At 71.9% G+C, this 26714-nt stretch carries 23 protein-coding genes and 2 pseudogenes; 13 read left to right on the top strand and 12 right to left on the bottom strand.

The annotated features are described in order from the left end of the window. Positions 1–96: 96 nt before the first annotated feature. Complete coding sequence (locus AB0P03_RS03620) at positions 97–837, top strand: SDR family NAD(P)-dependent oxidoreductase (RefSeq protein WP_363627712.1); 741 nt, start codon at positions 97–99, stop codon at positions 835–837. A gap of 85 nt (positions 838–922) precedes the next feature. Here the strand turns inward: AB0P03_RS03620 and AB0P03_RS03615 are convergent, their stop codons facing one another. The 3 genes from AB0P03_RS03615 to AB0P03_RS03605 form a co-directional block, all read right to left on the bottom strand. Further along, positions 923–1906 carry an alpha/beta hydrolase gene (locus tag AB0P03_RS03615; RefSeq protein ID WP_363584320.1) on the bottom strand — a complete coding sequence of 328 codons (984 nt, stop codon included), beginning with the start codon at positions 1904–1906 and terminating at the stop codon, positions 923–925. 450 nt (positions 1907–2356) lie between these two features. Next, positions 2357–2791 carry a hypothetical protein gene (locus AB0P03_RS03610; RefSeq protein WP_363627711.1) on the bottom strand — a complete coding sequence of 145 codons (435 nt, stop codon included), beginning with the start codon at positions 2789–2791 and terminating at the stop codon, positions 2357–2359. A gap of 47 nt (positions 2792–2838) precedes the next feature. Beyond that, the gene (locus AB0P03_RS03605) at positions 2839–3261 is read right to left on the bottom strand and encodes a hypothetical protein (RefSeq protein WP_363622628.1); all 423 of its coding nucleotides are present in this window, start codon (positions 3259–3261) and stop codon (positions 2839–2841) included. 225 nt (positions 3262–3486) lie between these two features. Between AB0P03_RS03605 and AB0P03_RS03600 the strand changes: the two genes are divergently transcribed. After that, positions 3487–4836, top strand: coding sequence for a hypothetical protein (locus AB0P03_RS03600; protein WP_363627710.1), 1350 nt, complete (start codon positions 3487–3489; stop codon positions 4834–4836). Between the two features lie 413 nt (positions 4837–5249). Here AB0P03_RS03600 and AB0P03_RS03595 read toward each other — a convergent pair whose 3' ends face one another. The 3 genes from AB0P03_RS03595 to AB0P03_RS03585 all read right to left on the bottom strand — a co-directional run bounded on the left by AB0P03_RS03595 (position 5250) and on the right by AB0P03_RS03585 (position 6835). Next, on the bottom strand, positions 5250–5417 hold the full coding sequence (locus tag AB0P03_RS03595) for a hypothetical protein (protein WP_363627709.1): 168 nt from the start codon (positions 5415–5417) through the stop codon (positions 5250–5252). A gap of 97 nt (positions 5418–5514) precedes the next feature. Further along, positions 5515–6321, bottom strand: a complete 807-nt coding sequence (locus AB0P03_RS03590; RefSeq protein ID WP_363627708.1) for an alpha/beta hydrolase — start codon at positions 6319–6321, stop codon at positions 5515–5517. A gap of 151 nt (positions 6322–6472) precedes the next feature. Further along, entirely contained in the window at positions 6473–6835 is a 363-nt protein-coding gene (locus tag AB0P03_RS03585) for a MerR family transcriptional regulator (protein ID WP_363584314.1), read from the bottom strand. A gap of 77 nt (positions 6836–6912) precedes the next feature. Between AB0P03_RS03585 and AB0P03_RS03580 the strand changes: the two genes are divergently transcribed. Continuing rightward, entirely contained in the window at positions 6913–8160 is a 1248-nt protein-coding gene (locus tag AB0P03_RS03580) for an MFS transporter (RefSeq protein WP_363627707.1), read from the top strand. Between the two features lie 110 nt (positions 8161–8270). On the opposite strand, the pseudogene AB0P03_RS03575 reads toward AB0P03_RS03580, so the two are convergent. After that, positions 8271–8495 (bottom strand): annotated as a pseudogene (locus AB0P03_RS03575) (glyoxalase/bleomycin resistance/dioxygenase family protein); the annotation flags it as partial. Between the two features lie 91 nt (positions 8496–8586). Between AB0P03_RS03575 and AB0P03_RS03570 the strand changes: the two are divergent. Both AB0P03_RS03570 and AB0P03_RS03565 read left to right on the top strand, forming a co-directional pair. After that, on the top strand, positions 8587–9003 hold the full coding sequence (locus AB0P03_RS03570) for an arsenate reductase ArsC (protein WP_363627706.1): 417 nt from the start codon (positions 8587–8589) through the stop codon (positions 9001–9003). Positions 9004–9247: 244 nt separating this feature from the next. Next, the gene (locus AB0P03_RS03565) at positions 9248–9892 is read left to right on the top strand and encodes a restriction endonuclease (RefSeq protein WP_363627705.1); all 645 of its coding nucleotides are present in this window, start codon (positions 9248–9250) and stop codon (positions 9890–9892) included. Positions 9893–9975: 83 nt separating this feature from the next. Here AB0P03_RS03565 and AB0P03_RS03560 read toward each other — a convergent pair whose 3' ends face one another. Then, positions 9976–10845, bottom strand: a complete 870-nt coding sequence (locus AB0P03_RS03560; RefSeq protein ID WP_363627704.1) for an NlpC/P60 family protein — start codon at positions 10843–10845, stop codon at positions 9976–9978. 295 nt (positions 10846–11140) lie between these two features. Between AB0P03_RS03560 and AB0P03_RS03555 the strand changes: the two genes are divergently transcribed. The 5 genes and pseudogenes from AB0P03_RS03555 (at position 11141) to AB0P03_RS03535 (ending at position 16729) form a co-directional block, all read left to right on the top strand. Next, on the top strand, positions 11141–11989 hold the full coding sequence (locus AB0P03_RS03555; RefSeq protein WP_363627703.1) for a phosphotransferase: 849 nt from the start codon (positions 11141–11143) through the stop codon (positions 11987–11989). 196 nt (positions 11990–12185) lie between these two features. Then, complete coding sequence (locus tag AB0P03_RS03550) at positions 12186–13394, top strand: hypothetical protein (protein ID WP_363627702.1); 1209 nt, start codon at positions 12186–12188, stop codon at positions 13392–13394. 185 nt (positions 13395–13579) lie between these two features. Continuing rightward, a pseudogene (locus AB0P03_RS03545) lies at positions 13580–14509 on the top strand (ADP-ribosylglycohydrolase family protein). A 127-nt stretch (positions 14510–14636) separates the two neighbouring features. After that, positions 14637–15413, top strand: a complete 777-nt coding sequence (locus tag AB0P03_RS03540; protein ID WP_363627701.1) for a hypothetical protein — start codon at positions 14637–14639, stop codon at positions 15411–15413. Beyond that, entirely contained in the window at positions 15410–16729 is a 1320-nt protein-coding gene (locus AB0P03_RS03535; RefSeq protein WP_363627700.1) for a nucleotidyl transferase AbiEii/AbiGii toxin family protein, read from the top strand. Before AB0P03_RS03540 ends, AB0P03_RS03535 begins: the two co-directional genes overlap by 4 nt. Positions 16730–16896: 167 nt before the next feature. On the opposite strand, the gene AB0P03_RS03530 is transcribed toward AB0P03_RS03535, so the two are convergent. Further along, on the bottom strand, positions 16897–17775 hold the full coding sequence (locus AB0P03_RS03530; protein WP_363584298.1) for an alpha/beta hydrolase: 879 nt from the start codon (positions 17773–17775) through the stop codon (positions 16897–16899). A gap of 204 nt (positions 17776–17979) precedes the next feature. Between AB0P03_RS03530 and AB0P03_RS03525 the strand changes: the two genes are divergently transcribed. Next, on the top strand, positions 17980–20007 hold the full coding sequence (locus AB0P03_RS03525) for an AfsR/SARP family transcriptional regulator (protein ID WP_363627790.1): 2028 nt from the start codon (positions 17980–17982) through the stop codon (positions 20005–20007). A 74-nt stretch (positions 20008–20081) separates the two neighbouring features. On the opposite strand, the gene AB0P03_RS03520 is transcribed toward AB0P03_RS03525, so the two are convergent. Continuing rightward, complete coding sequence (locus tag AB0P03_RS03520; protein WP_363627699.1) at positions 20082–22220, bottom strand: ATP-binding domain-containing protein; 2139 nt, start codon at positions 22218–22220, stop codon at positions 20082–20084. 448 nt (positions 22221–22668) lie between these two features. Here AB0P03_RS03520 and AB0P03_RS03515 point away from each other — a divergent pair, with 448 nt between their 5' ends. Further along, positions 22669–23439: an oxidoreductase gene (locus AB0P03_RS03515; RefSeq protein WP_363627698.1), complete on the top strand. Its 771-nt coding sequence runs from the start codon at positions 22669–22671 to the stop codon at positions 23437–23439. 146 nt (positions 23440–23585) lie between these two features. Then, positions 23586–24158, top strand: a complete 573-nt coding sequence (locus tag AB0P03_RS03510) for a dihydrofolate reductase family protein (protein WP_363627697.1) — start codon at positions 23586–23588, stop codon at positions 24156–24158. A 48-nt stretch (positions 24159–24206) separates the two neighbouring features. On the opposite strand, the gene AB0P03_RS03505 is transcribed toward AB0P03_RS03510, so the two are convergent. Together AB0P03_RS03505 and AB0P03_RS03500 are read right to left on the bottom strand one after the other, a co-directional pair. Next, positions 24207–24848 (bottom strand): hypothetical protein, encoded by a 642-nt coding sequence (locus tag AB0P03_RS03505; protein WP_363627696.1) that lies wholly within the window; start codon positions 24846–24848, stop codon positions 24207–24209. Positions 24849–24909: 61 nt separating this feature from the next. Further along, positions 24910–26658 (bottom strand): ABC transporter ATP-binding protein, encoded by a 1749-nt coding sequence (locus AB0P03_RS03500; protein WP_363584286.1) that lies wholly within the window; start codon positions 26656–26658, stop codon positions 24910–24912. Positions 26659–26714 lie beyond the last annotated feature (56 nt).

Below are 26714 nucleotides of genomic sequence, written 5' to 3'. Positions count from 1 at the left end.
CGGCGAGAAGCGGGAGGCCCCCCGGCCCCGGATTGCCAACTCCCCCGCCGGAGAGGCGGCTTGCCGGACGCGACGACGCCTCGCACAATCGCTGTTATGTCCACAACCAACTCGGGAAGTCACTCCGCGCCGCCCCCCGCCCCGGCCCCAGGCAGGCGCGTGCTCCTGATCGGCGCGTCCCGGGGCCTCGGGCTCGCCCTCGCCCAGGAATGGGCGAGAGCCGGCTGGCAGGTCGTGGCCACCGTACGCGGCTCGGGCCGGACCGGGCTGCACGAGCTCGCCGACGCCCACGCCGGGCAGGTCGAGATCGAGACCGTCGACATCACCGAGCCCGAACAGGTCTCGGCGCTGAGCGCTCGCCTGGCCGGCCGGACGTTCGATCTGCTCTTCGTGAACGCCGGCGTCACGAACCAGCCCGAGGGCACGGTGGCGCAGACCTCCACCGAGGAGTTCGTCCGGGTCATGGTCACCAACGCGCTGAGCCCGCTGCGCGTCATCGAGGCCCTTCAGGACCTCGTCGAGCCCGCGGGCACGATCGCGGCGATGTCCTCGGGCCAGGGCAGCGTGGCCAACAACGAGCGCGGCGGCCACGAGGTGTACCGCGGCAGCAAGGCCGCGCTCAACACGTTCATGCGCAGCTACGCGGCGCGGCACAGCGGCGAACCCCGGCCCCTGGTCCTCATGGCCCCCGGCTGGGTGCGCACCGACCTGGGCGGCTCGGACGCCCTGCTCGGCATCGACGAGAGCATCCCGAACGTGGTCAGGACGCTCGACGCCCTCCGGAGCAGCCCGGGCCTGCACTACGTCGACTACCTCGGCCGAACCGTGGCCTGGTGAGCGCGGCGCTCCGGAGCACCACGGCGCGGATGGGCCGCGAGTTCGACCCGACCGTCGAGCCCGCGCAGCACCCTGCTCCCCTCGCTCAGGAGGGAAGGGACGCGAGCCAGTCGGTCAGGATCCGGTTGACCTCGGTGGGGCGTTCCTGCTGGACCCAGTGCCCGCAGCCGTCGAGGATGTGGCAGGAGAGCAGGCCGGGCAGGGTCGCGGGGTAGGCCGCGATCGCATCGGCCAGCCAGGTGGTGGAGGCGTCCCGGCTCCCGCCGATGAACAGGGACGGCTGGGTGACGGGGGCGCCGTCGAAGTCGGCGAGGTCCTCCCAGTCCCGGTCCATGTTCCGGTAGCGGCCCAGCGCTCCGCTCATGCCGGTTCGCTCGAACTCTCCGGCGTAGACGTCGAGTTCCTCCGCGCTGAGCCAGCCGGGCCGCCGTCCGACGGGGAACCGGTCACGAAGTGTCCCGCCACGGCTGACGAAGTGCGGGTCGGGCGCGCCGGGCGCCGGCATGGTGTCGGCGGACAGCGCGGCGTAGAAGCCCGCGAGCCAGCCGCGCACGTCCGGTTCGATCTCGGCCTCGGCCCGACCCGGCTCCTGGAAGTAGGAGACGTAGAACTCCTCGTCGCCGCCCAGTTGGGCGAAGACCTCGCCGGGCCTCGGTCCGCCCCGCGGGAGGTAGGGAACGCTCAGCAGCCCCACGGCGCGGAAGACGTCCGGTCGGATCAGGGCGGAGTCGGCGGCGATGGTCGATCCCCAGTCGTGGCCGACGATCACCGCGGACCGTTCACCCAGGGCGTGCACCACCGCGACGTTGTCCTCGACCAGGTCGAACATCCGGTACGCGGCCACCTCCTCGGGCCTGGAGGAGCGCCCGTACCCGCGGACATCGATGGCGACCGCGCGGTATCCGGCAGCGGCCAGCACCGGCAACTGGTGGCGCCAGGAGTACCAGGACTCCGGGAACCCGTGCAGCAGCAGGACCAGCGGCCCGGTGCCCTGCTCCACCAGGTGGATCCGGCCGGCGGGCGAGGGGACCAGCCGGTGAGTGGGGCCCGTGGTCCGCGACGGTGACATGTGTCCTCCTGGTATCTCGATCCGACGTACACCAAGTTCGGTTCGGCAAGCTGATGTTCGGCGGCACGATGCCGATGCGGTGCCGATTCAGGTGCCGACGCAGTGCCGATCATGCTGCGCGCGCACCGAGGAGGGCGAGGCCTGTTGCCATTTCGGCAAAGCGGCCCGCGCCCCGCCCGTGGCGATGCTCCGATCGGTCACCCCGATGGCCCGCACAGCTACGCCCTCGCGAGCAACGCGCTCAGCCGGCCACCGCGGTCTCCCCCGCACCCGCACCCGCACCCGCACGCACCGCCCAGACCGACGCGGTGTGCCGCTGTTTCTCTCCACCCGGGCACTGTCAGGGCATGGGGTTCTCCCGTGACATCGCCGCCGGTTCGTCGACGCCCCCAACCGGCCGGGTCGTCGTGGACGACCACCCGATCATGGGTGCAATCGTTCTCCGAGCCCCTACACCCTGGAGAAGACCCGCTGCGCGCTCCCCCGCGGCTGACCGCCCAGGCCGGCCACCGCGCCCTTTCGTTCCTCCTGCAGATAGATCTCGCAGTCACCACCGGGGTAGTAGTCCCGCAGCACCACGAAGACTCCCGACCCCGCGTCGTCCACACTCCCGGTCCGCCAACTCCCCTGGTACTCCCCCAATGCCACGCCCTGCCCGACGGGATCCTTCGCACAGAAGTACCCGTCGAGCCGCACCTCGCCGAGCCGCCCCCCCTCCCGCAGTTCGATCACCTCGTCCCGCGACGCCCAACGCCCCACGTAGTCCTTCGGATCCGGCCCTCCCGACCGGGCCTTCAGATACCCCGCCAAACCGGCGATCAGCAGGACACCCGCGAGCAGGACGGCACCCTCCCGGGACTTCAGGTACTTCCATCGACCAGCCACAGCTCCCCCTCGCTCGATGCCGCCGTACTCGAAATCACCGCGGCATCTCAGCCCTTCTCCATGACGAACCCCTTGGTCGCCAGAAGCCACAGGTCCTTCCCGTTGTCCATGGCCGTCAGCCAGATCCTGCAGTTGCCTCCCCCGTCCTTACGGGTCGCCGTCACATACACCCCACGACCGGCGTCATCGAGGTAGGACTCCTTCCAACTCCCCTCCAGTTCCGTCGGCTGCGCCGGATCGGCCGCCGCGCTGTTGCACACGTAGGCCGGCACCTTCGCGGACCCGACCCGTCCGTCCGGGAGGAACTCGAACACCGCCGTTCCACCGCTCCACCGTCCGACCGGGTCGGGCACCTCAGGCCAGGAAGGCCGGAACGTCAGCCACACGACCACGCCCACGCCGAGAACACCGAGAGCCCCACCCAGCACGCCGAAGAAGACGCGCCGTCCCCTCGCCACACGATCCTCCATCGAATACCTGATCGATCACTCTGCATGACATCAAACACCGAGGACAGTAGTGACCGGTGCCCCGTCGCAGCGAACCTTGAGCGCGTCTCACCGATGTTTGACGGACCGCGGGGGCCCAGTAGTTCTCGCGACTGGGCCTACCCGTGTGCTTCTGTCGCGCACCTGCCCATTCTTGACGCTTCGGACACTATCCCTCCCATTGGCATGTACGCGAGAATCACTCGGGTGAACATCATCAGCGAACACTCAACGCCCCGCGGACGAGCCCGCCGACAGGGAGCGAAGATCTCGCTCCTGCTCACCGCCCTTCTCGCCGGCTCCGCCCTCTGCCCGGCGACGGCCTCCGCCGCCGGGCAGGACCCGGAACAGATCTGTGGCCACACGGTCCAGGGCCGCATCCTGGAGAAGTACCGGGAGTACCGAACCACGCTCGGCTGCCCCCGGACCGACGAACAGACCGCTCCCGACGGGGTGGGCCGGTTCAGTGTCTTCGACGGCGGCTCGATCTACTGGAGCCCCTCCACCGACGCCCACGCCATCTGGGGCCTCATCCGCGACAAGTGGGCCGCCATGGGCTGGGAGAAGGGCTCCCTCGGCTACCCCACCAGCGACGAACTCTCCCTCCCCGACGGCGCCGGGAAGCGCCAGGTGTTCCAGGGCGGCTCGCTCTACTGGCATCCCGCGCGCTCCAACGGCGTCCACCCCGTCTGGGGCCTCATCGGCCAGCGCTGGGGACAGGCGGGCTGGGAAGGCGGGGTGTACGGCTACCCCGTCACCGACGAACTCCAGCAGGAGGGCGTCACCCAGATGTTCGAGCACGGCCCCATCCGGTGGTCGCCGAACGAGACCGCGAACCCGCTGATCCCCCGCGCGAACGCCCAGTTCTTCCAGGGCAGCCCGGCCCCGGGCGATCTGAAGGAGAGCGCCACTCTGCTGCCCAAGGGCCCCGACCGGGGCATCGTCGTGGTGCGCGGCTACATCGGCGACGACGGCAACCCGGTCAACCACGCCCTGGGCAACCACCGCCTGTGGAGCACCGAACCCGAAGCCAGCTCCAAGGTGGCCATCGCCTGGGACACCGCCACGGGCCAGGTCGGGATCTACGTCGACCAGTCCTGCGTCGGGGATCTGACGTGCCGCAATGCCAAGCCCCTGGTGCGTACCGAGCACGCCAAGGTGGTCCAGGACGACCGGACCCCGCAGAACGAGTACTGGGCGGAGCCCTACGGTGACGGCGGCATCCGGGTGGACGTGTCAGCGGTCAACTCGTTCGTGGACGTCCCGGGCTCGCAGTACGCGGATCTCGGCCGGATCAACGCGACGTTCCACATCTACCCGCACGGCTACGACGACAAGAACAAGAACTTCACCGGCTTCGACGTCGACACGAACAAGGACAAGTACCCGTCCTGGGAGGTCCTGCGCTACCCGCGCCTGCTGGAGAACTCCGGTTCCCCGCAGGCTCTGTGGCAGGGCGCCGTGTGGCAGGGTTCCATCACGGACCTGAAGGCCCCGCAGCACCTGTGCTACCGGAACGACCCGGACCACGCACCCGTCAACATGACCTGCAACTGATCAACGCGGGAGGCCGGTCCGTCCGGTCTCCCGCTCGGTCCGCCGGCACGATGTACGCCCTGGCGCAGTGGGCGCCGATTCCGGCGCTGCGGAGGTGGCCGGGCGCGGGCCGGCAAGCCTCGGTCAGCGCACGATGAAGGCCTCGGTGACGTGCACCGCGGTGCGCCTCCCTCCCCGACGGGAAGGAAGGGGCACCGCGCGTCACGGCCGGCCGCTCAGCACCGCATGGCTTCGGCCTTCTCCAGGGCGAGTACTTGGAGGCTCCGCGGTACGGCGACCGTGTGGACGGGGTGGCGCACACCGTCGCCCGCGAGAACAGCACCGGGTCTCGCAGGGAAGCACGTCATGCGACTCATTCTCCTCCTACCGTCCAACTCATCGCTGCCAGCGCCGGATTCACGATGACTGTGACCCTACGGTTCGTCGATGTCCTCGACCGCCCCGGGGTTGTCGTAGAGCGGCCGGCCCCACTCGTAGGCGGTGACCGTGGTGGCCGAGCCGGCGACGAGGTCGGGGTCCGGGCGGACGGCCACCGTGACGACCGGGTACCGCAGGAACCAGCCGGCCACCAGCGCGGCCACACCCGGGTGTTGCCGTCCGCCGAGGACGGCGTCTTGCCCGTGGTGTGCCAGGTGTGCGAGGAGTTCAGAAGTCTGAACGCCCAGAGCGCCGCCCCGCTCACTGGCGGGCAGGTCGGGGCAGTTCGTCGAGCCAGGCGCCGATGAGGCCCTGGACGGTCTCGGCGCACTCGACCTGCGGGTTGTGGCCGACGCCGTCGAGCACCGTCGCCGCCATCCGGGGGTAGTGGTCGAGCAGGGCGAGTTGGTCGCGCCAGCCCACCAAAGCGTCCTGCCGGGTGGTGACCAGCAGGTGCCGGCCCTGGTGCTCCGGCGCGCGGTGTTCGGGCCAGTGCGGCAGCAGGAAGTCGGCTTCGAGTTCGGCGGCGGCCGCCGGGTCGTGCGCGCGCCATCCCGGCCGGACGTACTGTTCGAAGAGCTTCCAGTTGCGCGCGGTGTGACGGGCCATGACGAGGCCGAAGAGTTCGCGGTCGGCGGGCGGGAGCCGGTCGAGGAGCTCGTCGTCGCGCTCGGACACGGTCACGCCGGGCAGGGTCCGGTCGGGGCCCCAGTGCACGACCGGTACGAGCAGCGCCGAGCCCAGGACCTGCGCCCCGAACCTCGCCGTCACCGCCCGGGCCAGCTGTCCACCGAACGACTGCCCGAGCACGGCGAAGGGCTGCTCACCCAGTTCGGCGTGGATCCAGTCGAGGACGGCGTCGGCCAGGGTGGCCGCCGAGGTCGTCCCCGGCAGCCGGGGGCTGGTGCCGTGGCCGGGGAGGTCGAGGTAGAGCCGCCGCCACCCGGGGCGGTCGGCGAAGGCGGGTTCGACGGGGAGCAGGACCCGGTGGTCGACGGTGTAGCCGTGGATCATGACGAGCGGTGTGCCGTCGCCGAATTCGAGGTGCCGGATGGCGGAGTCGGTCATGACGGAAGGGTCCAACCATCACACCAATGGCAAGGTCAAGCCGACCGCCCGGCAGGCCGACAGGCCGCCCGCGGCGCGTCCCGACGTCGGCTCACACCTCGGACGCACCCCTCAGGCTCACACCAACAGACACACACCTCGGGCTCACGCCTCAGGCCCGGCTCTTGACCTCGGTGAGGTACTCCCGGATGGCATCACGGTTACGGGTCAGGCACTGGATCCGACGGGTCATCCGCTCCGTCTCGGACTCCAGGGTGCCGATCATCTCCGGTGTGGCGTCGGCGAAGTGGATCGTCCGCGGGCTGTCCAGGCAGGGCAGGATCTGCCTGATGATCCGCGTGGGCAGTCCGGCGTCCAGGAGTCCGCGGATTTGCAGGACCCGGTCGACGAGGTAGTCGTCGTAGGCCCGGTAGCCGTTCGCCTCGCGGTGCGCGGTGATCAGGCCCTGCTGCTCGTAGTACCGCAGCAGGCGCGGAGGAGTGTCCGTCAACCGGGCGAGTTCGCCGATACGCATGTGACCACCCTCACGCCCGACCGGTGCCGTTCCGGGCTGGACCTTGACATGGATGTCAAGGATAGACGATCGGGCCCATGCCCGAACTTCACTCCCCCAGCCCCTCGAACCCGCCCGCCACCCGGCTTCCCCAACCCTCGGACCCGCCCGCCGCCCGGCTGCCCTGGCCCAGCCTGCTGGCCCTGAGCACCGCCGGATTCGTCACCATCATGACCGAGGCCCTGCCCGCCGGCGTGCTGCCCGCGATGAGTGCGGACCTCGGCGTCAGCCAGTCCGGCGCCGGGCAGTCCGTCACGCTCTACGCGGCCGGTTCCATCGCGGCCGCCATACCGCTGACCGCCGCTACCGCCGGCTGGCCGCGCAAGCGCCTGCTGCTGCTGTCCGTCGGCGGCTTCGCCGCGGCCAACGCCGTCACCGCGGTCTCGACGAACTACCCCCTCACCATGGCGGCGCGCTTCGCCGCGGGCCTGGTCGCAGGCCTGCTCTGGGCCCTGCTGGCCGGGTACGCCCGCGGCATCGTCGCGCCGGAGCAGCGCGGCAGGGCGATGGCCGTCGCCATGGGCGGCTCGACGGTCGCCCTGTCGGTGGGCGTGCCCGCCGGCACCCTGGTCGCCGCGCTGGTGGGCTGGCGCACCACCTTCGGACTGATGAGCGCCGTCGCCGTGGCGCTCGCCGCCTGGATGCTCGTCGCGCTCCCGGCCGTCCCGGGGCGGCCCGGCCACGCCCGCACCCCCGTCCGGCAGGTGCTGCGCATCCCGGGGGTGGCGGCCGTCCTCACCGTCACGGTGGCCTTCGTCCTCGCCCACAACCTGCTCTACACGTACGTCGCGGCGCTGCTCGCGCCCCTGGGCCTCGGCGGCCGGACCGACACCGTCCTGCTCGTCCTCGGGCTGTCCTCCCTGGTGAGCATCATCGGTACCGGGGCGCTGATCGACCGCCACCTGCGCACCCTGACGATCGCCGCCTGCGCCCTCCTCTCCGCCGCGGCCCTGTCCGTCGCCGCCGCCCTGCTCACCGGCACCTCCTGGCCCGTCTACGGCAGCGCCGCGGTCTGGGGTCTCGCCTTCGGTGGCGCCGCCACCCTCCTGCAGACGGCGGTGGCCGACGCGGCCGGCCCGGCCGGGGACATCGCCCAGTCCCTGCTCGTCACGTGCTGGAACCTCGGCATCGCCGGCGCCGCGCTCGTCGGCGGTCTCCTCCTCGACCACGGCGGCCCGAGCACGCTGCCCTGGTCCGCCCTGGCCCTGCTCGCCGCCGCCCTGACCGTCACTGTCGCCGCCCACCGCCACGGCTTCCCCCGCCCCACCGGCCGCCCGACCGGCTGAACGGTCCGGGCGTCCGGTCGACTCTGCTGCGGCAATCCCCGAGGCCGTGGTGACGGGAGTGCTGCTGGTTGCGCACGCATGTCCGCCGGACTCGACCTCCGGACGCATCGTCAGCTGCCGCAGGCACAGTCTGCGGCAACCGTCTCCTCGGTACCGGTGCGGCAGCCCCGCGGTGCGGCGTCGATCGCCCCCTTGCCCTGCGGTGCGGCGTCGACACTCTTGCCCAGGGTGTCGGCGTCGGCCTTGACGACGTAGACCTCCCAGGGCTCCTTGCCGGGGCCGGTGACCCAGACCTTGTTCTGGAGGGCGTAGCAGCAGGAGGTGTCGTTCTCCTCATCGAGGTGCCCGTCCTCATCGGCCTCGTCCACGTCGCCCTCGCCGCCCGCCGCCTCTTCCCCCAGCCCGCCAGTCCCGGAGGTTCCGCCCGTGCCTGAGCCCAAGCCGTCCGTACTCTTCGTCTGCGTCCACAACGCCGGACGCTCCCAGATGGCCGCCGCATTCCTCAGCCACCTCGGAGGCCGCCGGGTCGAGGTCCGCTCCGCCGGCTCCGCCCCCGCCGACACCGTCAACCCCGCCGTGGTCGAGGCCATGGCCGAGGTCGGCATCGACCTCTCCGCCGAGGTTCCGAAGATCCTCACCACCGAGGCCGTACAGGCCTCCGACGTGGTGATCACCATGGGCTGCGGCGACACCTGCCCGTACTTCCCCGGCACCCGCTACCTCGACTGGAAGCTCGACGACCCGGCCGGGCAGGGCCTCGACGCCGTACGCCCGATCCGCGACCAGATCGAGACCCGGATCCGCGGCCTGCTCACCGACCTCGGCATCCAGCCCAGCGCGTGAGAGCCCACCGGTAGCCCGGGGCAGTCCTCCAGGCCGGGCACACCCCGGCGGTGGCGTCCCGACACCGGGCCTTCGGCTGCCGGGCCTTCGGCTGCCGGGTATTCGGCCGCCGGGTGTTCGGCCGCCGGCCGCCGAGATCCGGACAACTCGGGCCCGCAGCCGTCCGAATTCGCCGGGATCGTCGGCGGCCGGGCGGCGGCTGCTTCTACGCTCGCGTCCACACCGTGGTCCGAGGGGGGACGCCGTGGCCCGAAGGCCCGTACGACGACGCCGGTCCACTGCCGCCCGCCGCGCGCAACAGGCCCGGGACAACGCGCTGACGCTGGGCATCGCGGCTCTGGTCGCGGTCGCCGTGGTGTCGTTCGTGCTGACGTGGCTGGCCCGCCACCTGCTCCTGGTCGCCGCGCTGCTGGCCACCGGCGTGGTGGTGGGCGCCGTCGTGCTGCGTCTGCGGCAGCTGGCCCGGCGGCGGGAGCTGGCTGCGCGCACGGCGCAGCTGCGGCACATCGGCCCGTTCCTGAGCATGACTCCGAAGGCGTTCGAGCACGCGCTGGCGGACCTGTGCAGGCGGGACGGCTGCACAAAGGTGACGGTGGTCGGCGGGACCGGCGACCTCGCGGCGGACGTCCTGGCCACCACCCCGTCCGGGCAGCGGCTCCTCATCCAGGCCAAACGGTACGGGCCACGGACCTCCGTCGGCTCCCAGGACGTCCAGAAGGTCAACGGCACCTACCGCGACGTCCACCGCTGCGACCTGGCGGCCGTGGTGACGACCAGCTCGTTCACCAAGGCCGCCGCCGCGTTCTGCGCGAACGTCGGCATCCACGCCATCGACCGGCGGGCCCTGGCCCTGTGGGCCGAGGGAACCGGCAAACCCCCCTGGGCCTGACGCCTGACCGCCCGGGCCCGCACCGTCGTGGGGCTCGGGCGGCCTCGTCGCGCGCCTGCGCCGTCCTGGTGCGTGTGACGGGGTCAGGTGGTGCAGGTGGGGACGTTGTCGAGCCAGGCCGGGCCCTGGACGTAGATGTTGCTGATCCAGCCGCGGTAGTCCGGCAGGTAGGACCAGGCGTCGTTGACGTAGCCCTCGGCCTCGACCTTCTCGGCGTGCTGCTGGCACTGGATGCGGACCGTCGTGGGGCCGGGCAGGACGGCGACGGGCGGGTTGGCGGTCGACGGGGTGGGGCGGATGTTCACCCCGCTGCTCCAGGTCCGGCGGTCGGCGCCCGCGGGGACGTCCGGCGTGTAGCGCAGGGCGCCGGCGTAGTCGGCGGCCGTGTGGCTGGAGAAGTCGGAGACCATGAGGCGGGTGTCCGATTCGCGGGCCTCGACGATCTTTCCGCCGCCGAGGTAGATCGCCACGTGGTGGACGTGGGACAGGCCCCAGAAGACCAGGTCGCCGGGGCGCAGCACACCCTGGTCGCGGCCGAGTTGCTGTCCGGGCAGGCGGGAGATCTCGGCGGCGTCCTGCTGCCCGACGACGTCGCTGCCGACGGCCTGGGACCAGGCCCAGCGGACGAAGCCGGAGCAGTCGAAACCGACCCGGAAGGGGTCGTTCCCGGAGCGCTCGGGGTCGCTGGGGTCGACCTGGCCGTACGTCGCGCCGGGGGTGGTGCCGTGCCCGCCGCCCCAGGTGTACCAGGTACCGGCGGCGACCTGGCCGCAGGCGGCGGCGATGGCCCGGCCGGCGGCCTCCGATATCGGGGCGCCCTGCGCGGCACACGCGGCGTCGGCCGGCCCGGACGTGGCGTCGGCGCGGGCCGGGGGCGTCACCGCCGCCAGCAGGGCGACCACCAGGCAGACCAGCAGACTGGCCAGAGCGATACCACGAGTGTTCGTTCTCAACGGAGGTCCTCTTTCACCGAGCCGGGACGAAGCTGAACGGAGCGGAACGGGTTACGGGACTGACCATCCTCCTGCGGAAGCCCGGCATCAACGCCCCTGCCGAATCGGACAGTTGACGAAACACCGTCGCCCCGCCCCCAGACGGGCCCCTCGCTTGTCGGGGCAGAGGGCGTCCTGATACGCCACCTGTGAACGTTCACCGCGCGCCGGTACCGTCCTTGTAACAGCGCGGTCCTGCGGGGCCGGTGTGGCCGCGATCTCGGGAGAGCAGCCGCGCTTGAGGAACACCACACACATGTTGAGGACCTTCACCAAGACGTTCGCGGACCCCCACACCCAGCAGCGCTCCCTGGCCCACCACCGCTGGATCGCCCGCACCAACCCCGACGTACGCATCCCCCACGTCGTCCACGTCCACCCCACCGCGATCGACTACGAGCACCTCGACGGCCACCACGGCACCCCCGACGACCTACTGACCCTGGCCGACCTCCTCGGCCACCAGCACACCACCGCCCACACCCACGACCTGCACGCCGCCCGCCTGAACGCACCCCACACCAGCACCGATGACACCAGCACCGACGACACCAGCGCCGACCGCACCGGCCATGACCACACCAGCGGCGCCGTCACGACCGCCGACGTCACGATCGACGACTTCGCCGACAGCCGCCGCGAGCGCCTCCACCGGCTGCTGGCCACCGGCACCGTACCGTCCCCGCTCCTGACCCCCGGCGCGATCGACGACTGGCTGGAGCAGGCCGCCACCATGCCCGCCGCCTTCTACAAGGACGCCAACCCGCGCAACTTCCTCATCACCGACACCACCGTCGCCGTCGTCGACTTCGACTCCCTCACCCTCGCTCCCTTCGGCTACGACCTCGCCAAGATCATCGTCACCATCGCCATGACCGCCGGCCCCCTGCCCGAGGACACCATCCGGCGGGCCGTAGCCGCCTACAACCGCCATCCCGAGCAGCGCGGTCTTCCCGGATGCTCCTGGCGCGAGTTCGCCGCATGGTGCGAGTTCCACCACATCCTCACCACGCCCCACCACGGCACCAACGGCTACCGGTACAGCTGGCACGCGATCAGGCCGGCCTGGACCATCGACATCCTTCGGAACTCCGACAACAAGTGAACACCATGACGAACACCAGCATGACGCTCCATTCGGTCTATCAACCGACAATGTGACACATCTGCGTGATGATCCGATTTCAGACGGTGATCGACACGTTCTCGACAGTCCCACCGATCCACTCATCGCGGACGGGCCCTTGCCGCCACGCTGTACCCGCCGCCACCCCTACGGGTGCGCGAGATCAGGAGGGGACATGGCGAGGGGCACCACCCACCAGGTCGAACTGCTACGCGCAGAAGTCGGGACGGCCCTTCAGGCCGGCCTGGAGGAGATCCGCAACCACACCGACAGCCTCCGGGCCGAACTCACCGCGACGCTGGCGGCCGGCCTGAGCGAACACCGCGACGAGTTCCTCGAAGCGATCGCCAAAGAACAGCAGGAGGCCAGCCGCGCCCACCAGGACAACCGCAGCCTCCACCGCCAGTTGGGCAACCTGCGCAACGAACTCAGCACTCGGCAGAACAGTGGCCGCGCTCCCCTGGACGGCGGTCCCGCCGAGGCGCCCCGGCCCGCCGTCGACTCCCCCGAGGCCGTGGGCCAGTCGGTGGAAGTTGCTCCGGAGATCGAGGGCCCGGACGAAGCCGCTCACCTGCCCGGCAGTGATGCCGGCAACAGCAATTTCGCCGGTGTCAACGAACTTCCCGACGCCGAGCCCCCGGCATCCGAGCAGGCCGCACAGCACGCCACAGAGCAGGCCTCCCCCTCCGTGGCCGGCGAGGCCGCGGAATCCGACAGCGAGGAGACAACCGTGTCCGAGACCACCCCTGCCGACGACGCGCCGACCGCCCCGCACGTCCTCGCCGAGGACCAGCTCAGCCAGATCGCGGCCGAGGTCGCCGCCCGACTCGCAGACCTGTTCCGCCCCTCCGGCCCCACGGAGCACGACACGAAGGTCGATCTGGAGGGCACGGAAGCAGTCGCGCCGGACCAAGCCGTCATCGACGACCTCCCGAGCGGCCGCGCCGACGACGTGTCCGGTCTCATCCCGGAGCCCTTCGTCTGGGAGAACCACGTCAACACCCTCCTCAAGGCCGCAGCCGTGAAGACCGTCGCGATCTCCTGCCACCCCGAGACCTGGGACTTCCTGGCCGCCCAGGCCGAGGGCGGCGACCACTTCTCGAAGCCGGTCAACGACGGCAACGAGGACACGATCCTGTCCGGCCCCAGCACCATCGCCCTCCTCAACGCCCTCCGGGAAACCGCCTACAGCGGAGTCGGCAACGGCAACGGCAACGGCACCAGCATCGGAACGTGGGCCCTCGCCGTCACCAGCTACGAGCGCATCGCCGCCGTCATCAACAGCACCCGCCCCGCCGACGAACAGGCCGGCAACGACCGCCTGCACCAGCCGCACATCGTCCTCGACGACCGCAGCACCGACAACTCACCCCCCACCGGCTGACCCGCCGACACAGCCGGGGCCTCGACCTCAGCGGACGGCACCCAAGATCGATTCCGCTGGCCGACGACGCTCGGCAACAAGACAACAGGTCACGGGCTCACCGGGATCAACAGCTACACGAACGACAGAACGTCACCAACCGCCTGCCCGACGCCTGGCACCGGCCGCACCGATAGCCTGCACGAATGAAGCGGATTCAGCGGACTGCTGGCGTGGTCGTCGGCTCGGCTGTGGGTGACGCGCTTGGAGCCCCTTTTGAGTTCGGCCCCCAAGGAGCGTTCTCCGCGCGGTTCCCCCTCCCCGGTGCCGGTGCTGAGATGTGCGGAGGTCGCGGCTGGGATCCGGGCGAGGCCACGGACGACACGCAGATGGCCGTGATGGTGGCGGAGTCACTGGTCCAGCGGGGAGGGCTGGACCTGTCGGACATCTTCGACCGCTTCCAGCGATGGGCGGCATCCGAACCCAAGGACATCGGCTTGCAGACCGAGGACGTCCTCACCAACGGCATGCCCTGGGATCTGGCCGCCGCGATCCACTTCCAGGTCAACCTGCGGGCAGCAGGTAATGGCTCGTTGATGCGGGCATCGACATCCGCGGTCCACTTCGCACGTGCGGGACAGGCCGCCACCATGGATGCCGCTCGGCGCATCGCCGCCCTCACCCACGGCGACCGCGCCGCCTGGGAAGGCACCGCGATCTTCCACGAACTCATACGCGTCACGCTGGAAGACAACGACGCCCTCCGCGCGCTCCCTGACGTTCTGGCGCTCATCCATCCCGATCACCGCTCGCGGTACGCGACGGTCCTCGATCCTGACTGGCACCCGGACCAGGCAACCGAGTTCAACGGCGCCGTCTGGCCCTGCCTGGGGTCAGCGGTCTGGGCTCTGCGCACCACGACGAGCTTCGAGGGCGCGCTGCGCGCGGCCGTCGACCTGGGCGGCGACACGGACACCGTCGCCGCGGTCACCGGCGGGCTTGCGGGTGCCCGTTACGGACTGGACGCGATCCCCTCCCGGTGAACCGAGCCGCTGCACATCCCGCTACCGGGTTCCGGCGGGCGGGTCCTGCAACTGTCCGATCTCCTTGATCTGGTGGACGGCCTCGGGGGCTGACCTCGCCCGAGAACCCGCGGCGCGCCACCGACCGGGTATGACGACAGGACCGCGACCGGTCCGGCGAAGGCTCGCTGCGCACCCGGGCGCACGAGGCGTTGTCATAGGGGCTTGGCAGGATGCTCCCATGCTCGCCATCCGTCCTGACCAACACCGCGACGACCGGTCCGGTCCTCCCGACCTCCGGGGTGACTTCGAGGTGCACCTGACCGTGGAGCCCGGCGCCGCCGAGGCGCTGGCCGGGTGGGCCGACGGTCACGGCCTGAAGTTCACCCACATCCTGCTGGCGCGCGGTGCGGCGCCCTCGCAGCCGATGCTCACCCTGCGCGCCAACGGCTCGTTGGACGAGGTCACTGCGGCGACGTCCCACACCACGGGCCGGCTGGTTCGGGCCGGGTTCACGGTCCTGCGGACGAAGATCGAGGCCACGCCGTGGGCCGAGGGCGTTCCGGTCTCGGACGAGGACGCCGTACCGCACGGGGCGCGCCGGTACTTCGAGCACCACGTCAAGCTGCTGCTTCCGGGCCCGCTTCCCACGGCCGGCCTCACCGACCCCGCCCGCCTCGCGGACCTCGCCGAGTTGGCCGTCCGCCACGGTGCGCACCTGTCGCACAACCCGCGCCGGATACGCGACGACGGCCGGCGCGAGTGGTTCGTGACCCAGCGGTGCCGCCTGGTCGGCCTGAGCACCGCGGGCCGTCGGCTGGAGGCGCTGCTCCGGGGCCTTGCCGCCGGCGGTCGCGAGGTGGTGTCGGTGGAGCGCGAGTTCGTCGCCGTGGACAGCGCCGAGGCCCTGGACGAGGGATGGATCAGCGAGCACGAGCAGAAGCACGAACGCGAACACGAACAGAGGCACGAGCACGAGCACCGTGCCGGACCGTACGGAGAGGGAGACCCGCGATGACCGAGGACCAGCCCCAGTCACCAGTGGCCTGGGAGGAACTGACATACGGGCCGTGGCAGGGTGTCCTGCTTCCCCGGCAGCCACCGCCGGAGGACGTCCGCGAGGACCGGGGCCTGCCCAGGAGCGTCCGGCCGATCGACGACGAGGCGGTGAGCCAGCAGCCGGTCTTCGACCCCGCCCTCGCCGGGTACACCCGGGCCCTGCGGCCCAGTGAACCCGCCTTCACCGACCCTCAGCTCGCCCAACTGTGGCTTGCCGCGCGGCGCGAGGCGCTGAACACCGTGCTGTCCGCCGTCGCCGGCTCGCAGTGGGCCGAGCACCTGGTCCTGCGCGGGAGCGTCCTGCTGCGGGCCTGGTACGGCGAGCAGGCGCGGGAGCCGGGGGACCTGGACTTCGTGGTCCGTCCGACGGACTGGCAGCTGGAGGACGAGCGCACGGACCGCATGTTCGAGGAGCTCGCCGCCGACGCAGAACGGCTCTCGGGCGCGGTGCGGCTGCACGCGGACCAAGCGGTCAGCGACGAGATCTGGACGTACAGCAGGATTCCCGGGCGTCGGCTCGTCCTGCCGTGGTCGGCACCCGGCGTTCCGGGCGGGACCGTCCAGTTGGACTTCGTCTTCACCGAACACCTGCCCGTCCCACCGGAGTCCTACCAGCTCCCCGGCGTCACGGGCCGGTTGTTCGCCGCCACGCCACAGCTCTCCCTCGCGTGGAAGATCCTCTGGCTGGCCTCGGACAACCACCCCCAGGGCAAGGACCTCTACGACGCGATCCTGCTCTCGCGCACCGACGAGGTGCCCTACGACCTGCTGCGGCAGGTCTTCACCCAGTCCGACGAGACCTGGTCGCGCTGCCCGCTCCTCCCGGAGCAGATCGCCGGACTCTACGTCGACTGGGACGAATTCGCCAAGGACTACCCGCAGTTCGCCGGACCCCTGGAGGAGTACCCTGCGCAGCTGCTCGCCGGGCTCCACGCGACCTTCACCGACCACGGCGAGTACGCACTGCGCGCCCAGTGGCTGGCCCCGCTGATCGAGGAACTGCGGGAGGTGCTGGCGCGCGAGGGCATGGACGAGGTCCAGCAACGGATGTCCCGGCGGTACATGGCCCCGGACGACTCCCTGGTGATCATCCGCGAACTGCTCGGCGGCGGCCTCGGGGGCAACCTCGGCGGCAACCTCGAAGACGCCCGCCGCGCCGTCGCCGCCCGCCTCGGCGACAAACCGGACCGGATGACCCGCATGCTGGCGGAGGCCGCCGCCCGCTACGCCGCCGAGCTCGCCGACGACCAACCGGCGGACGGCACCCACAACTGACACCGACCCGGGCAGTACCCGGCGCCGGAAGAGGAACCCGACCACCGAAAACCCAACTCGCCGACCGACCGTGGCCCGGTCGGTCGGTCAGTCAGTCGGTCAGTCAGTCGGTCGGTCAGTCAGTCAGTCAGTCAGTCGGCCAATCGGCGAGCCGGGGAACGGGAGGTTCAACGCGCCAGCAGCTCCCGGATCGCCTCCGCGATCTCGTCGGGCGCCTCCTCGGCCATGAAGTGCCCCGCTCGGGTCAGCCGGTGGTCGAGGTCCGGCGCCCACGCCTTCCACACCGCGGCCGCGTCGTAGCCCAGCTGCGCGCCCCAGTCCTGCTGGACGACCGTCACGGGCATGGCCAGCTGCGACCCCGCGTCCAGGTCCGCTCGGTCGTGCGTGACGTCGATGCCCGCCGAGGCCCGGTAGTCCGCGACGATCGACGTCACCGCCGCCGCGCTCGCCCGCAGGTACTCGGCACGGACATCCTCGGGAACGGCGGTCGCGTCATTGGCCCAGGAGTCGAGGAACGAGCCGAAGAACGCGTCCGCGCTGTTGGCGATCATCGCCTCCGGCAGGCCCGGCGGCTGCGCCATCAGGAAGAGGTGGTAGCCGACCGCCGCCGGGACGCCGTGCAGGACGTTCCACATGTCGAGGGTCGGCACGACGTCGAGGATGCCCAGGTGCGTGACGGTCTCAGGGTGGTCCAGCCCCGCCCGGAAGGCGACCAGGGCGCCCCGGTCGTGGCCGACGAGGGCGAAGCGCTCGTGGCCGAGGGCGGCCGCCAAGTTCACGACGTCGGCGGCCATGGTGCGCTTGGCGTACACCTCGGGGTCGGTGGCCGCCGGCTTGTCGCTGGCGCCGTAGCCCCGCAGGTCAGGGCAGATCACCGTGTGTTCGTCGGCGAGCCGCTCGGCAACGTGCCGCCACATCAGGTGGGTCTGGGGGAAACCGTGCAACAGCACGACCGGGCTGCCGCTGCCGCCGACGGCGGCAGCCAGCTCCACCCCGTCCGCGCCGGGCAGGCGGACGTGATCGAAGCCGGGAATGGTGAGCGTCATGAAGGGCCGTCCTTGTCGGTCGGGGGCTGACCGGACCAGCCTGGGCGACGGCGATCAGCAACGGATCAGTACCGGCCGCCAGTACCGGCCGCCAGTACGTGCCGGTCACTACGGACCGGTCGCTACAGACCGGTCGCTACAGACCGATCAGCAGCCGATCAGTTCGGTCAAGCGCAGCCGACCCCCGACACGGAGGATAGGGGCATACGAATCGACGTGCTCGGTGCCGTGCGGGCCCTCCGCGACGACGGCAGCCCGATCGACCTGGGCGGCCCCCGCCATCGTGAGGTGCTCGCCCGGCTCGTCGCCGCCGAGGGGCGGATGGTCACCACCGACACCCTCGTCGACGACCTGTGGACCGATCCACCGGCCCGCGCCGTGGGCGCTCTGCGTACGTTCGTCGCCGCGCTGCGCCGTGCCCTCGAACCCGACCGGCCGCCGCGCGATCCGCCGCGCGTCATCATCACCGAAGGGCCCGGCTACGCGTTGCGCCTGCCGCGCGAGGACGTGGACGTCCACCGGTTCCAGGACACCCTGGCCCGAGCCCGGCGTCGCCCTGACACGGTGACCGGCCCCGACGCGATGCCCGGTCTCGACACGGTGGCCCACCCCGACACGGTGGCCCACCCCGACACAGCTACCGCCCCCGACACGCTGGCCGACCTCAGCGCGGCGCTCAAGGACTGGCGCGGACCCGCGTACGCCGATGTGACCGGCGCCGCATGGGCGCAGCGCGAGCGGACCCGGCTGGAGGAATTGCGGCTGGAGGGGGTGGAACTGCGCGCCCGCCTCCTCCTCGACTCCGGTGAAGGGGCCGGTCTCGTCGCCGAACTGGGCGCCCACGTCGCCGAACAGCCGTGGCGCGAGCCGGCCTGGGGGCTGCTGGCCCGCGCGCTGTACCGCGCGGGCCGCCAGGCCGACGCGCTGGCCACCCTCCGCCGAGCCCGCGCGATGCTCGTCGATCAACTCGGACTCGACCCTGGCGCCGAACTCCGGCGTCTGGAGACGGACATCCTCAACGGGGCCGCGCCCCTCGAAGGCGCCCGTACCGGGTGGAGCGGCCCCGGCGTCCGACTCGGCCCGCGCACCACCGTGGATCTGGCCCGCACCCTCGCACTGGCGGGTGGCGACGCGCTCGTCCACTCGCGACGCGACCGCCTCGCCGCCGTTCAGGCCGCGGAACGCACGGGAGACCTCCTCCTGACCGCCCGGATCATCGGCGCCTACGACGTGCCCGCCGTCTGGAGCCGGGCCGACGACCCCGAGCAGTCCCGCGCGGTCGTCGCGGCTGCCGAACGCACGCTCACCGCGCTCGGCCCCGACGGCCCCGCCGACTTGTCGGCCCGCCTCCTGGCTACGGTCGCCGTCGAGAGCCGCAGCGCCGACCTGTCCACGGCCGAACTGGGCCGCGGACAGCAGGCGGCACAACAGGCGGAGGCGCTGGCGCGGGGCCTGGCCGATCCCGCCCTGCTGGTCTTCGCCCTCAACGGGGTGTTCCTGCAGTCCTTCACCCGCCCCGGGCTCGCGGCGGTACGGGACGGGATCGGCGCCGAGATCCTCGACCTGGCCGCCCGGCACGAGCTGCCGAACTTCGGCGTACTCGGCCGACTCGTCCGCCTCCAGTCCGCCTCGGCCCTCGGAGACCTCGACGCCGCGGCCTCGCACGCCGAAGCTGCCAACCGACTCGCCGCCACCACCGAGGCGCCCCTCGTCCCCGTCCTCACCGGGTGGTTCCGGGCCCGGGCCACGGCCGCCCGCAGCACCGAACCCGGCGGGCCGACCGCCGCCACGGCCGCAGCACACTACCGGGCCGCCGAGAACGCCCTCCAGCGGGCCGGAATGCCGGGGCTGCACCGCGGCCTGTTCGCGCTCGCCCTCCTCGGGCTGCGCCTGCTGCACGACCGGCCCGCACCCACCGACCCGCACCTCGACTGGGGCCCGTACCGGGCTTGGGCGCGCCCCCTCGTGCTGCTCGCCCAGGACCGGGTCGAGGAGGCCCGTACCGCGCTCGCCGCGGTGCCCGATCCCGCGCGCGACCACATGCAGGAGGCCATGTGGTGCCTGACCGCCCGCGCCGCCGTTCGCCTCGGCGAGCCCGGTATCGCCGCACGCGCCGGGGCTTTCCTGCGCGGTGCCCGTGCGGAGCATGCCGGCGCCGCCAGTGGAATGCTGACGCTGGGCCCGGTGGCGCGGTACCTGGCGGAGGCGGAGGCATGCGCCGGAGCGGGGTAGGCGATGCTGCCCGGGTACACCGCGCCCCGGCCGGCACCTCGCCGTCTACCGAGCCGGGCCCGGTGCCGCCCGGCCTACCCCGCGGTCCTGATCACGCACAGGCGGCGGGTGGCACGGGTGAGGGCGACGTACAGGTCGCGTTCGCCGGCCGGGCGGGCGGCGGTGATCTGGTCGGGGTCGACGACGAGGACGGCGTCGAACTCCAGGCCGCGCGCCTCGGAGGCGGGGACGAGGCGGACGTGTCCGGGCAGGCCGGCGGCCTCCAGCTCCGGCAGGCGGGCGTCCGCGCAGACCACGGCGAGGAGGTCGCCGGGGTGGGCGGCCGTCTGGGCGCGCAGTTCGGCCAGGACGGCGGCGGCGAGGCCGTGGGCCGGGGCGGTGAGGGTGCGCGGGGGTTCGCCGTGGCGGATGGCGCGGGCGCGGGCCTGGCCGGGGGCGATGCGGGCGAGCAGGTCGGTGGTGGCGGCGAGGATCTCCTGCGTGGTGCGGTAGCTGACGGTCAGGGTGTGCAGGTCGAAGCGGCTCCCGGTGTGCGGGTGGAGGGCCTCGTGCCAGTCGCGGGCCTGGGCGGCGGGGCCGGCCTGGGCGAAGTCGCCGACGACGGTCATCGATCGGGTGGGGCAGCGGCGCAGCACGGCGCGCCACTGCATCGCGGTGAGTTCCTGGGCCTCGTCGACGACGACGTGGCCCCAACTGCGCTGCGGGGGGCCGTCGAGCAGGGCGGCGGCCTCGTCCAGCAGCGGCAGGTCGGCGTCGGTCCACGGGGCGTCGGGGGCGCGCAGCAGGCGGGCGCGCTGGTCGTCGGAGAGGTGGGGCAGGTGGGCGGTGAGGGCGGCGGGGTCGGTGAGCAGGGCGCGGACGGCGTCGTGCGGGGTGAGGGCGGGCCAGTGGGTGTCGAGGACGCGGTCGAGGTGCGGGTCGTCCAGCAGGGCCGCGCGGACGGCCTCGGCGTCGAAGGTGCCGTCGGTACCCGCGGTGCCGTCGATACCCGGGGCGTCGCCGGTACCCGCGGCGTCGTGGGCACGTGAGCCGTCGAGACCGAGCCGGCGCAGATCGGCGGCGGCGACGCGGTCGAGGTTGAGGCCGGTGAGCTGGGCGACCTCGGCGTCGAGCTGGTCGAGGGTGTCGGCGGTGTCGCGTTCGAGGGCGCGGGTGAGGGCGTCGGCCAGCAGGTCCTTGAACAGGTCGCGGGCCCGGTTGTGGGCGAGGCCGTCGGCGGTGGCTGCGCGGGCGGCGGCGGCGAGGTCGGACTGCGGCAGGTGCACCTCCTCCTGGCCGACCCGTATGGCCAGGCCGTCCTCCGCCGGGGCCTGGTGGGCGCGGACCACTGCGGCCAGGGCGTCGGCGAGGGCGGGGTCGCCCTTGAGGCGGGCGGTCTGCGGCTCCTCGGGCGCCGCCGGGCCGGGGGTGGCGGGGGCGAGGTCGGCGCAGGTCGCCAGGGCGACGTCGTTCTCGCCGAGCGAGGGCAGCACCTGACAGATGTAGTCCAGGAAGCGGGTGTTGGGGCCCAGGACGAGGACACCGCGTTCGGCGGCGCGCGGGAAGGCGTACAGCACGTAGGCGGCGCGGTGCAGGGCCACCACCGTCTTGCCGGTGCCGGGGCCGCCCTGTACGACCGTCACCCCCCGGTGGCGGGAGCGGACGATCGCGTCCTGCTCGGCCTGGAGGGTGGCGACCGCGGCGCCCATGCGTCCGGTGCGCCGGGCCGACAGGGCCTCCAGCAGCGGGCCGTCGCCGATCACGTCCTCACGGGTGGGGTCGGAGCCGTCCAGCAGTTCGTCGCTGACGGCGGCGACGGTGCGGCCGTCCAGACGCAGGTGGCGCCGGCGTCGCAGGCCCATCGGGTGGACGGGCGTGGCCTCGTAGAAGGGCCTGGCGGCCTCGGCCCGCCAGTCCACCAGCAGCGGCAGTTCGTCCGCCTCGGTGTGCAGGCCCAGGCGCCCGATCCGCAGCGTGGTGCCGTCGGCGGTGTCGAGGCGGCCGAACACCAGCCCGTGGCCGGCGCCCTCCAGGCGGCGCACCTCCCCGGCCCACCGCGCGGCCGCCACGTCCCGCTCGTACACGGCCCCGGCGCCGTCGGCGGGCGCGGCGAGGGTACGGGCCAGTTCGACGCGCGTCTGCTCCAGGCGCCGGTCGTACTCGGCGCACACGGCCCCCACCTGCACGTTTTCCGCCTGCACCTGGCACTCGGCACGGTCATCGCTGTACGGCACGACGGGCCTCCTCTCGGGTTCGGGCCGTCACTATGCGGGGGCGGGCGGGGGAAAGTAAAAGTTGACGAACGTACCGCCGTTGCGCCCTCCGCCCCACGCTTCCCCAACTCTCGTCCTGTGCACCGAATCTGACGAAACATCAGCCAGAGGCGTACGAGTGGTCGCTGAGGACGTCGAGGCCGCAGGTCAGCGGCCGTCGGCGGCGCACGACGGAACCGGCACGCCATAGGCCTTCCCTATAGCGTCTGCTGACACTTCGTCTTTGCCTCTCGCTCTTTTCCGGCCGTACCGTGAAACAGCTCGACGAGGCACCCACCACGATTTCCCTGAAGTATTCGCGCTCCCTGAGGAATTCGCACCCTGCGCGCCTGGTCGATTCCCATTCCGTCGAGCGGACGAACACCCGGACGAACACCCGGACGAACACGCGATCGAGAGGACCAAGGAAATGACCACGACCCAAAACGGACCAGGCACGCAGGAACTCGCAGGCAAGCGGGCCCTGGTCACGGGTGGTTCTCGCGGAATCGGAGCAGCCATCGTGCGCCAACTCCTGGACGCGGGCGCCAAGGTGCTCACGACCGCCAGGTCGGCGACGGGCACCGTCCCGGAGGGGGCCGCCTTCGTGGCGGCCGACGTGCGAACGCGGGCCGGCGCGGAGGCGCTCGCCACGGCCGCGCAGGAGGTGCTCGGCGGGGTGGACATCCTGGTCCACAACGTGGGCGGGGCGCAGCCGCACCACGGCGCCCTGGCCATCCCCGACGAGGAGTGGCAGAACGCGCTGGACCTGAACTTCCTGGCGTCGGTGCGGCTGGACGCGCTGCTGGCACCGGGGATGCGGGAACGGCGTTCGGGGGCGATCGTGCACGTCTCCTCGGCCGCCGTCCCCACCGTGGCACCGCCGTTCCTGCACTACGTGGCCGCGAAGGCGGCGCTGGAGGCCTACAGCCGGGGGCTGGCCGCCGAGCTGGCCCCGCACGGGATCCGGGTCAACACCGTGTCTCCCGGCCGAACCGCCACCCCCGGCGGCGAAGCGACGCGCGAGCAGTGGGCACGCCTGGACGCGGGGCCGGGCCAGGACACCACGACTCCCCCGCTGGGACGCGACGGCCGACCCGACGACATCGCCCACGCGGTCCTGTTCCTCCTGTCCGGCCGGGCGAGCTGGCTGACGGGGAGCAACCTCGTCGTGGACGGCGGCGAATTCCCCAGGGGCTGACGGCAACGCACAGCGGCCCCGGCTGGCGGCCTCGTTCGGCCGGCACGGCTACCTTGATCACATCGGCGGCCGACAGCAGGGCGTCCGATGCCGACCAGGTCGGCGAGCCCGGAAGAATCCAGATCCGAGACACCGAGGAACCAGAGATGCGTACCCTGATCAGCACCGCCTTCATCTCGCTCGACGGCGTTGTGGAAGGCCCGGGCGGGGAGCCCGGCTACCGGAACTCCGGCTGGACCTTCAAGGACATCGAGTTCCTTCCCGAGGCCTTCGAGATCAAGGGGCGGGAGCAGCAGGAGGCCACCGCGATGCTGCTGGGGCGGGTCAGCTACGAGGCGTTCAGCCAGGTGTGGCCCGACATGGCGGACTTCGCCGACTACAAGGTGATGCCGAAGTACGTCGTCTCCACCACCCTCACCGAGGACGACCTGGTGTCGAACTGGGGCGAGACCACGATCCTGCGCTCACTCGACGAGGTTGCCGCGCTGAAGCAGACCGAGGGCGGCCCGATCATCGTGCACGGCAGTGCGACCCTGAACCAGGCCCTCTCCGACGCCGGTCTGGTCGACCGCTACCACCTGCTCGTCTTCCCGCTCCTGCTCGGCGCGGGCAAGCGCCTGTTCAGCACCACGGACAAGGACACCCAGAAGCTGACGCTCGTCGAGCACGAGGTCTACCCCAACGGTCTACAGAAGCAGGTCTTCGACGTCGTCCGCTGACGTTCCCCGCAGACCCGGAAAGCCCTCGCGCCAACGACTGCGCGGGGGCTACAGGTCCGCGAGCCAGGGATGCCCCAGGTGTACGCAGGCGAGCAGTTCGGCCAGGGTCCCGCGCTGGGCCGGGGTCATCAGCGGAACGGTCGTGTCGAAGTCCGCCTGGTCCTTCCGGCGGAGGTGCTTGGCCTTGAACAGCAGGACCAGCTCGGGCGCCAGGTACGGGATGCCGCCTGCCGTGTGGCGGATGATGTCGCCGTAGGGAAAGCGGATCCTCTCATCGCGCCGGCAGATCCAGACGTCGCCGTCGTGCGGTTCGCGGAACACATCGAGCAGGTAGTCACCGGTGGCCGGATCGCGCAGCCAGGTCTGATGGGTGGCGGCCAGCACCCCCGGTGCGGCGTCCTCCCAGATCCGGCCGCTGCCCGCCGCGTCGAAGACGTACCCGGGGAAGCGACTGCGGACCTCGGGAAGGCTCGCGGCCGGAATCGCGATCTCGATGTCCCCGTGCGCACGCGCCTGCCCGCCCCGGAAGAGGTCCAGCGCCCATCCCGCGGCCACACACCACGGCGTGCCGACCCCCGCCAACCGCCGCGCGACCTCGTCCGGCCTCCAGCACGACGACCACCTGTCGTCGAGGGCCGCGACCTCGTCGGCTGACAGCTCGATCCCACCGCCGGGCAGTTGCTCGCTCACGCGAGGAATCTACCAACAGGCCCGCAGGGCCGTGGCCGAGATCGGTACGCCCGGGCACGCCTCAGGGGACGGCCTCCACGGACTCGCCCGGCGGGTGGTGCAACCGGTGCAGGCCGGCGTAGGCGGAGCTGCGGAGGAGGAGCTCGGTGTGGGTGCCGTGGGCGACGATCCGGCCCTGGTCGAGCAGGACGATCTGGTCGGCGTCGCGGACGGTCAGCAGATTGTGCGAAATGATGATCGTCGTGCGATCGGCCATGAGCAGGCGCAACGGGCCCATGATCCGTTGGCTCGACTCCGCGTCCAGGGCCGTGGTGGGCTCGTCGAGGATGAGGACGGGGGCGTCCCGGACCATCGCGCGGGCGATCGCGAGGCGCTGACGCTGGCCGCCGGAGAGCAGCCGGCCGCGCTGGCCGACCAGGGTGTCGTAGCCGTCCGGGAGCCGGGTGATGAACTCGTGGGCGTCCGCCGCCCGGGCCGCCGCCAGGATCTCGGCCTCACTCGCCTCGGGGCGCCCGTAGGCGATGTTCTCCCGGACGGTGCCGTGGAAGACCAGGGTCTCCTGGAGCACCACCGCGACGTTCTCGCGCAGGTCGGTGAGGGCGAGGTCGCGCAGGTCGAGGCCGTCGAGCCGCACCGCGCCGTCGTCCGGGTCGTAGAAGCGCAACAGCAGCTTGGCGACGGTGGACTTGCCCGCGCCGCTGGCGCCGACCAGGGCCAGCGTCTCCCCCGGCGCCACCTCGAAGGACACCTCCGACAGTGCGGGCGCCTCCACGTCCGGGTAACGGAAGGTGACGTCGTCGAACTCGATCCCGCCCCGGGCGCGGCCGAGCGGCCGGGGGGTGGCGGGATCGGTCACCTGTGGACGCTGGTCGAGCAGTTCGATGATCCGCTCGGCGGCGGCGGAGGCCGCGTAGAAGGTGTTGCCGAGCCCGGACATGCTCTGGATCGGGCCGTAGAGCCTGCTCAGCAGGGTGAGGAAGACGATGAGGCCACCGAAGGTGAGCCGGCCGTGCACGAGTTCCCAGGCCCCGAGGCCCATCACCACCAGGCCGCCGAGCAGTTCGACGAAGTCGACCGTCGGCCCGTAGAGCGCTCCGATCCTGGTCGAGGCCATCGCCGCGTGGTACCGGCCGATGCTCTCGCGCTGGAATCGGGCGTGCTCCCAGTCCTGGCGGTTGTACGCCTGGACGAGCGCGATGTTGCCGAGCGACTCCTCGGCGACCGCGCTGATCGAGCCGCTGCGCCGACGGCGTTCGCGCGAGGCCGCCCGGATCAGCTTGGCGAAGCGGCGGGCGGTGAGGAAGAACAGTGGCGCGGCGACCAGCGCGACCAGGGTCAGGTCCCAGCGCAGCACCAGCAGCAGGCCGACGTAGATGCCGAGCCGCGCCACCTGGCCGAGCGCGTTGACGATGCCGGAGAGCAGGAAGGTCTCGACCGCGTCCACGTCGCCGGTCACCCGGGACAGCACGTCGCCGAGCCGCCGGCGCTCGAAGAAGCCCAGCGACAGGCCCTGGATGTGCCGGAACACGTCCGACCGCAGGATGAGCAGGAAACGTTCGCTGACCCAGGTGGAGATCACCCGCCGGGCGAAGCCCAGTACTCCGGAGAGCAGGGTCAGCCCCGCATAGGCGAGGGCGATCGGCAGGAACAGGTTCAGCCGGTGCGGAATGAGCATGTCGTCGATGACGATCTTGAACAGCCAGATCTCCATCGCCTCGATCGCCGGGCCCACCGCGACCAGGGCCAGCAGCACCACCAGCCACCGGCGGCCACCCTTGGTGTAGGGCCAGAAGCGCCGGAAGATCGCCATGAGCGGGACCGGCGGTGCCGCGGCGACCACATCGGAGGTCTCCGCGACCGTGAGCA

It is taken from the genome of Kitasatospora sp. NPDC088779 (assembly GCF_040685395.1).
Lineage (GTDB): Bacteria > Actinomycetota > Actinomycetes > Streptomycetales > Streptomycetaceae > Kitasatospora.
This window is presented reverse-complemented; position numbering and strand designations above follow the sequence as displayed.

Coding starts and splice junctions, on each gene's coding strand:
- AB0P03_RS03620 (WP_363627712.1), top strand. CDS start 97: ATGTCCACAACCAACTCGGGAAGTCACTCCGCGCCGCCCCCCGCCCCG.
- AB0P03_RS03615 (WP_363584320.1), bottom strand. CDS start 1,906: ATGTCACCGTCGCGGACCACGGGCCCCACTCACCGGCTGGTCCCCTCG.
- AB0P03_RS03605 (WP_363622628.1), bottom strand. CDS start 3,261: ATGGAGGATCGTGTGGCGAGGGGACGGCGCGTCTTCTTCGGCGTGCTG.
- AB0P03_RS03590 (WP_363627708.1), bottom strand. CDS start 6,321: ATGACCGACTCCGCCATCCGGCACCTCGAATTCGGCGACGGCACACCG.
- AB0P03_RS03585 (WP_363584314.1), bottom strand. CDS start 6,835: ATGCGTATCGGCGAACTCGCCCGGTTGACGGACACTCCTCCGCGCCTG.
- AB0P03_RS03580 (WP_363627707.1), top strand. CDS start 6,913: ATGCCCGAACTTCACTCCCCCAGCCCCTCGAACCCGCCCGCCACCCGG.
- AB0P03_RS03555 (WP_363627703.1), top strand. CDS start 11,141: ATGTTGAGGACCTTCACCAAGACGTTCGCGGACCCCCACACCCAGCAG.
- AB0P03_RS03550 (WP_363627702.1), top strand. CDS start 12,186: ATGGCGAGGGGCACCACCCACCAGGTCGAACTGCTACGCGCAGAAGTC.
- AB0P03_RS03540 (WP_363627701.1), top strand. CDS start 14,637: ATGCTCGCCATCCGTCCTGACCAACACCGCGACGACCGGTCCGGTCCT.
- AB0P03_RS03535 (WP_363627700.1), top strand. CDS start 15,410: ATGACCGAGGACCAGCCCCAGTCACCAGTGGCCTGGGAGGAACTGACA.
- AB0P03_RS03530 (WP_363584298.1), bottom strand. CDS start 17,775: ATGACGCTCACCATTCCCGGCTTCGATCACGTCCGCCTGCCCGGCGCG.
- AB0P03_RS03515 (WP_363627698.1), top strand. CDS start 22,669: ATGACCACGACCCAAAACGGACCAGGCACGCAGGAACTCGCAGGCAAG.
- AB0P03_RS03510 (WP_363627697.1), top strand. CDS start 23,586: ATGCGTACCCTGATCAGCACCGCCTTCATCTCGCTCGACGGCGTTGTG.
- AB0P03_RS03500 (WP_363584286.1), bottom strand. CDS start 26,658: ATGGCGATCTTCCGGCGCTTCTGGCCCTACACCAAGGGTGGCCGCCGG.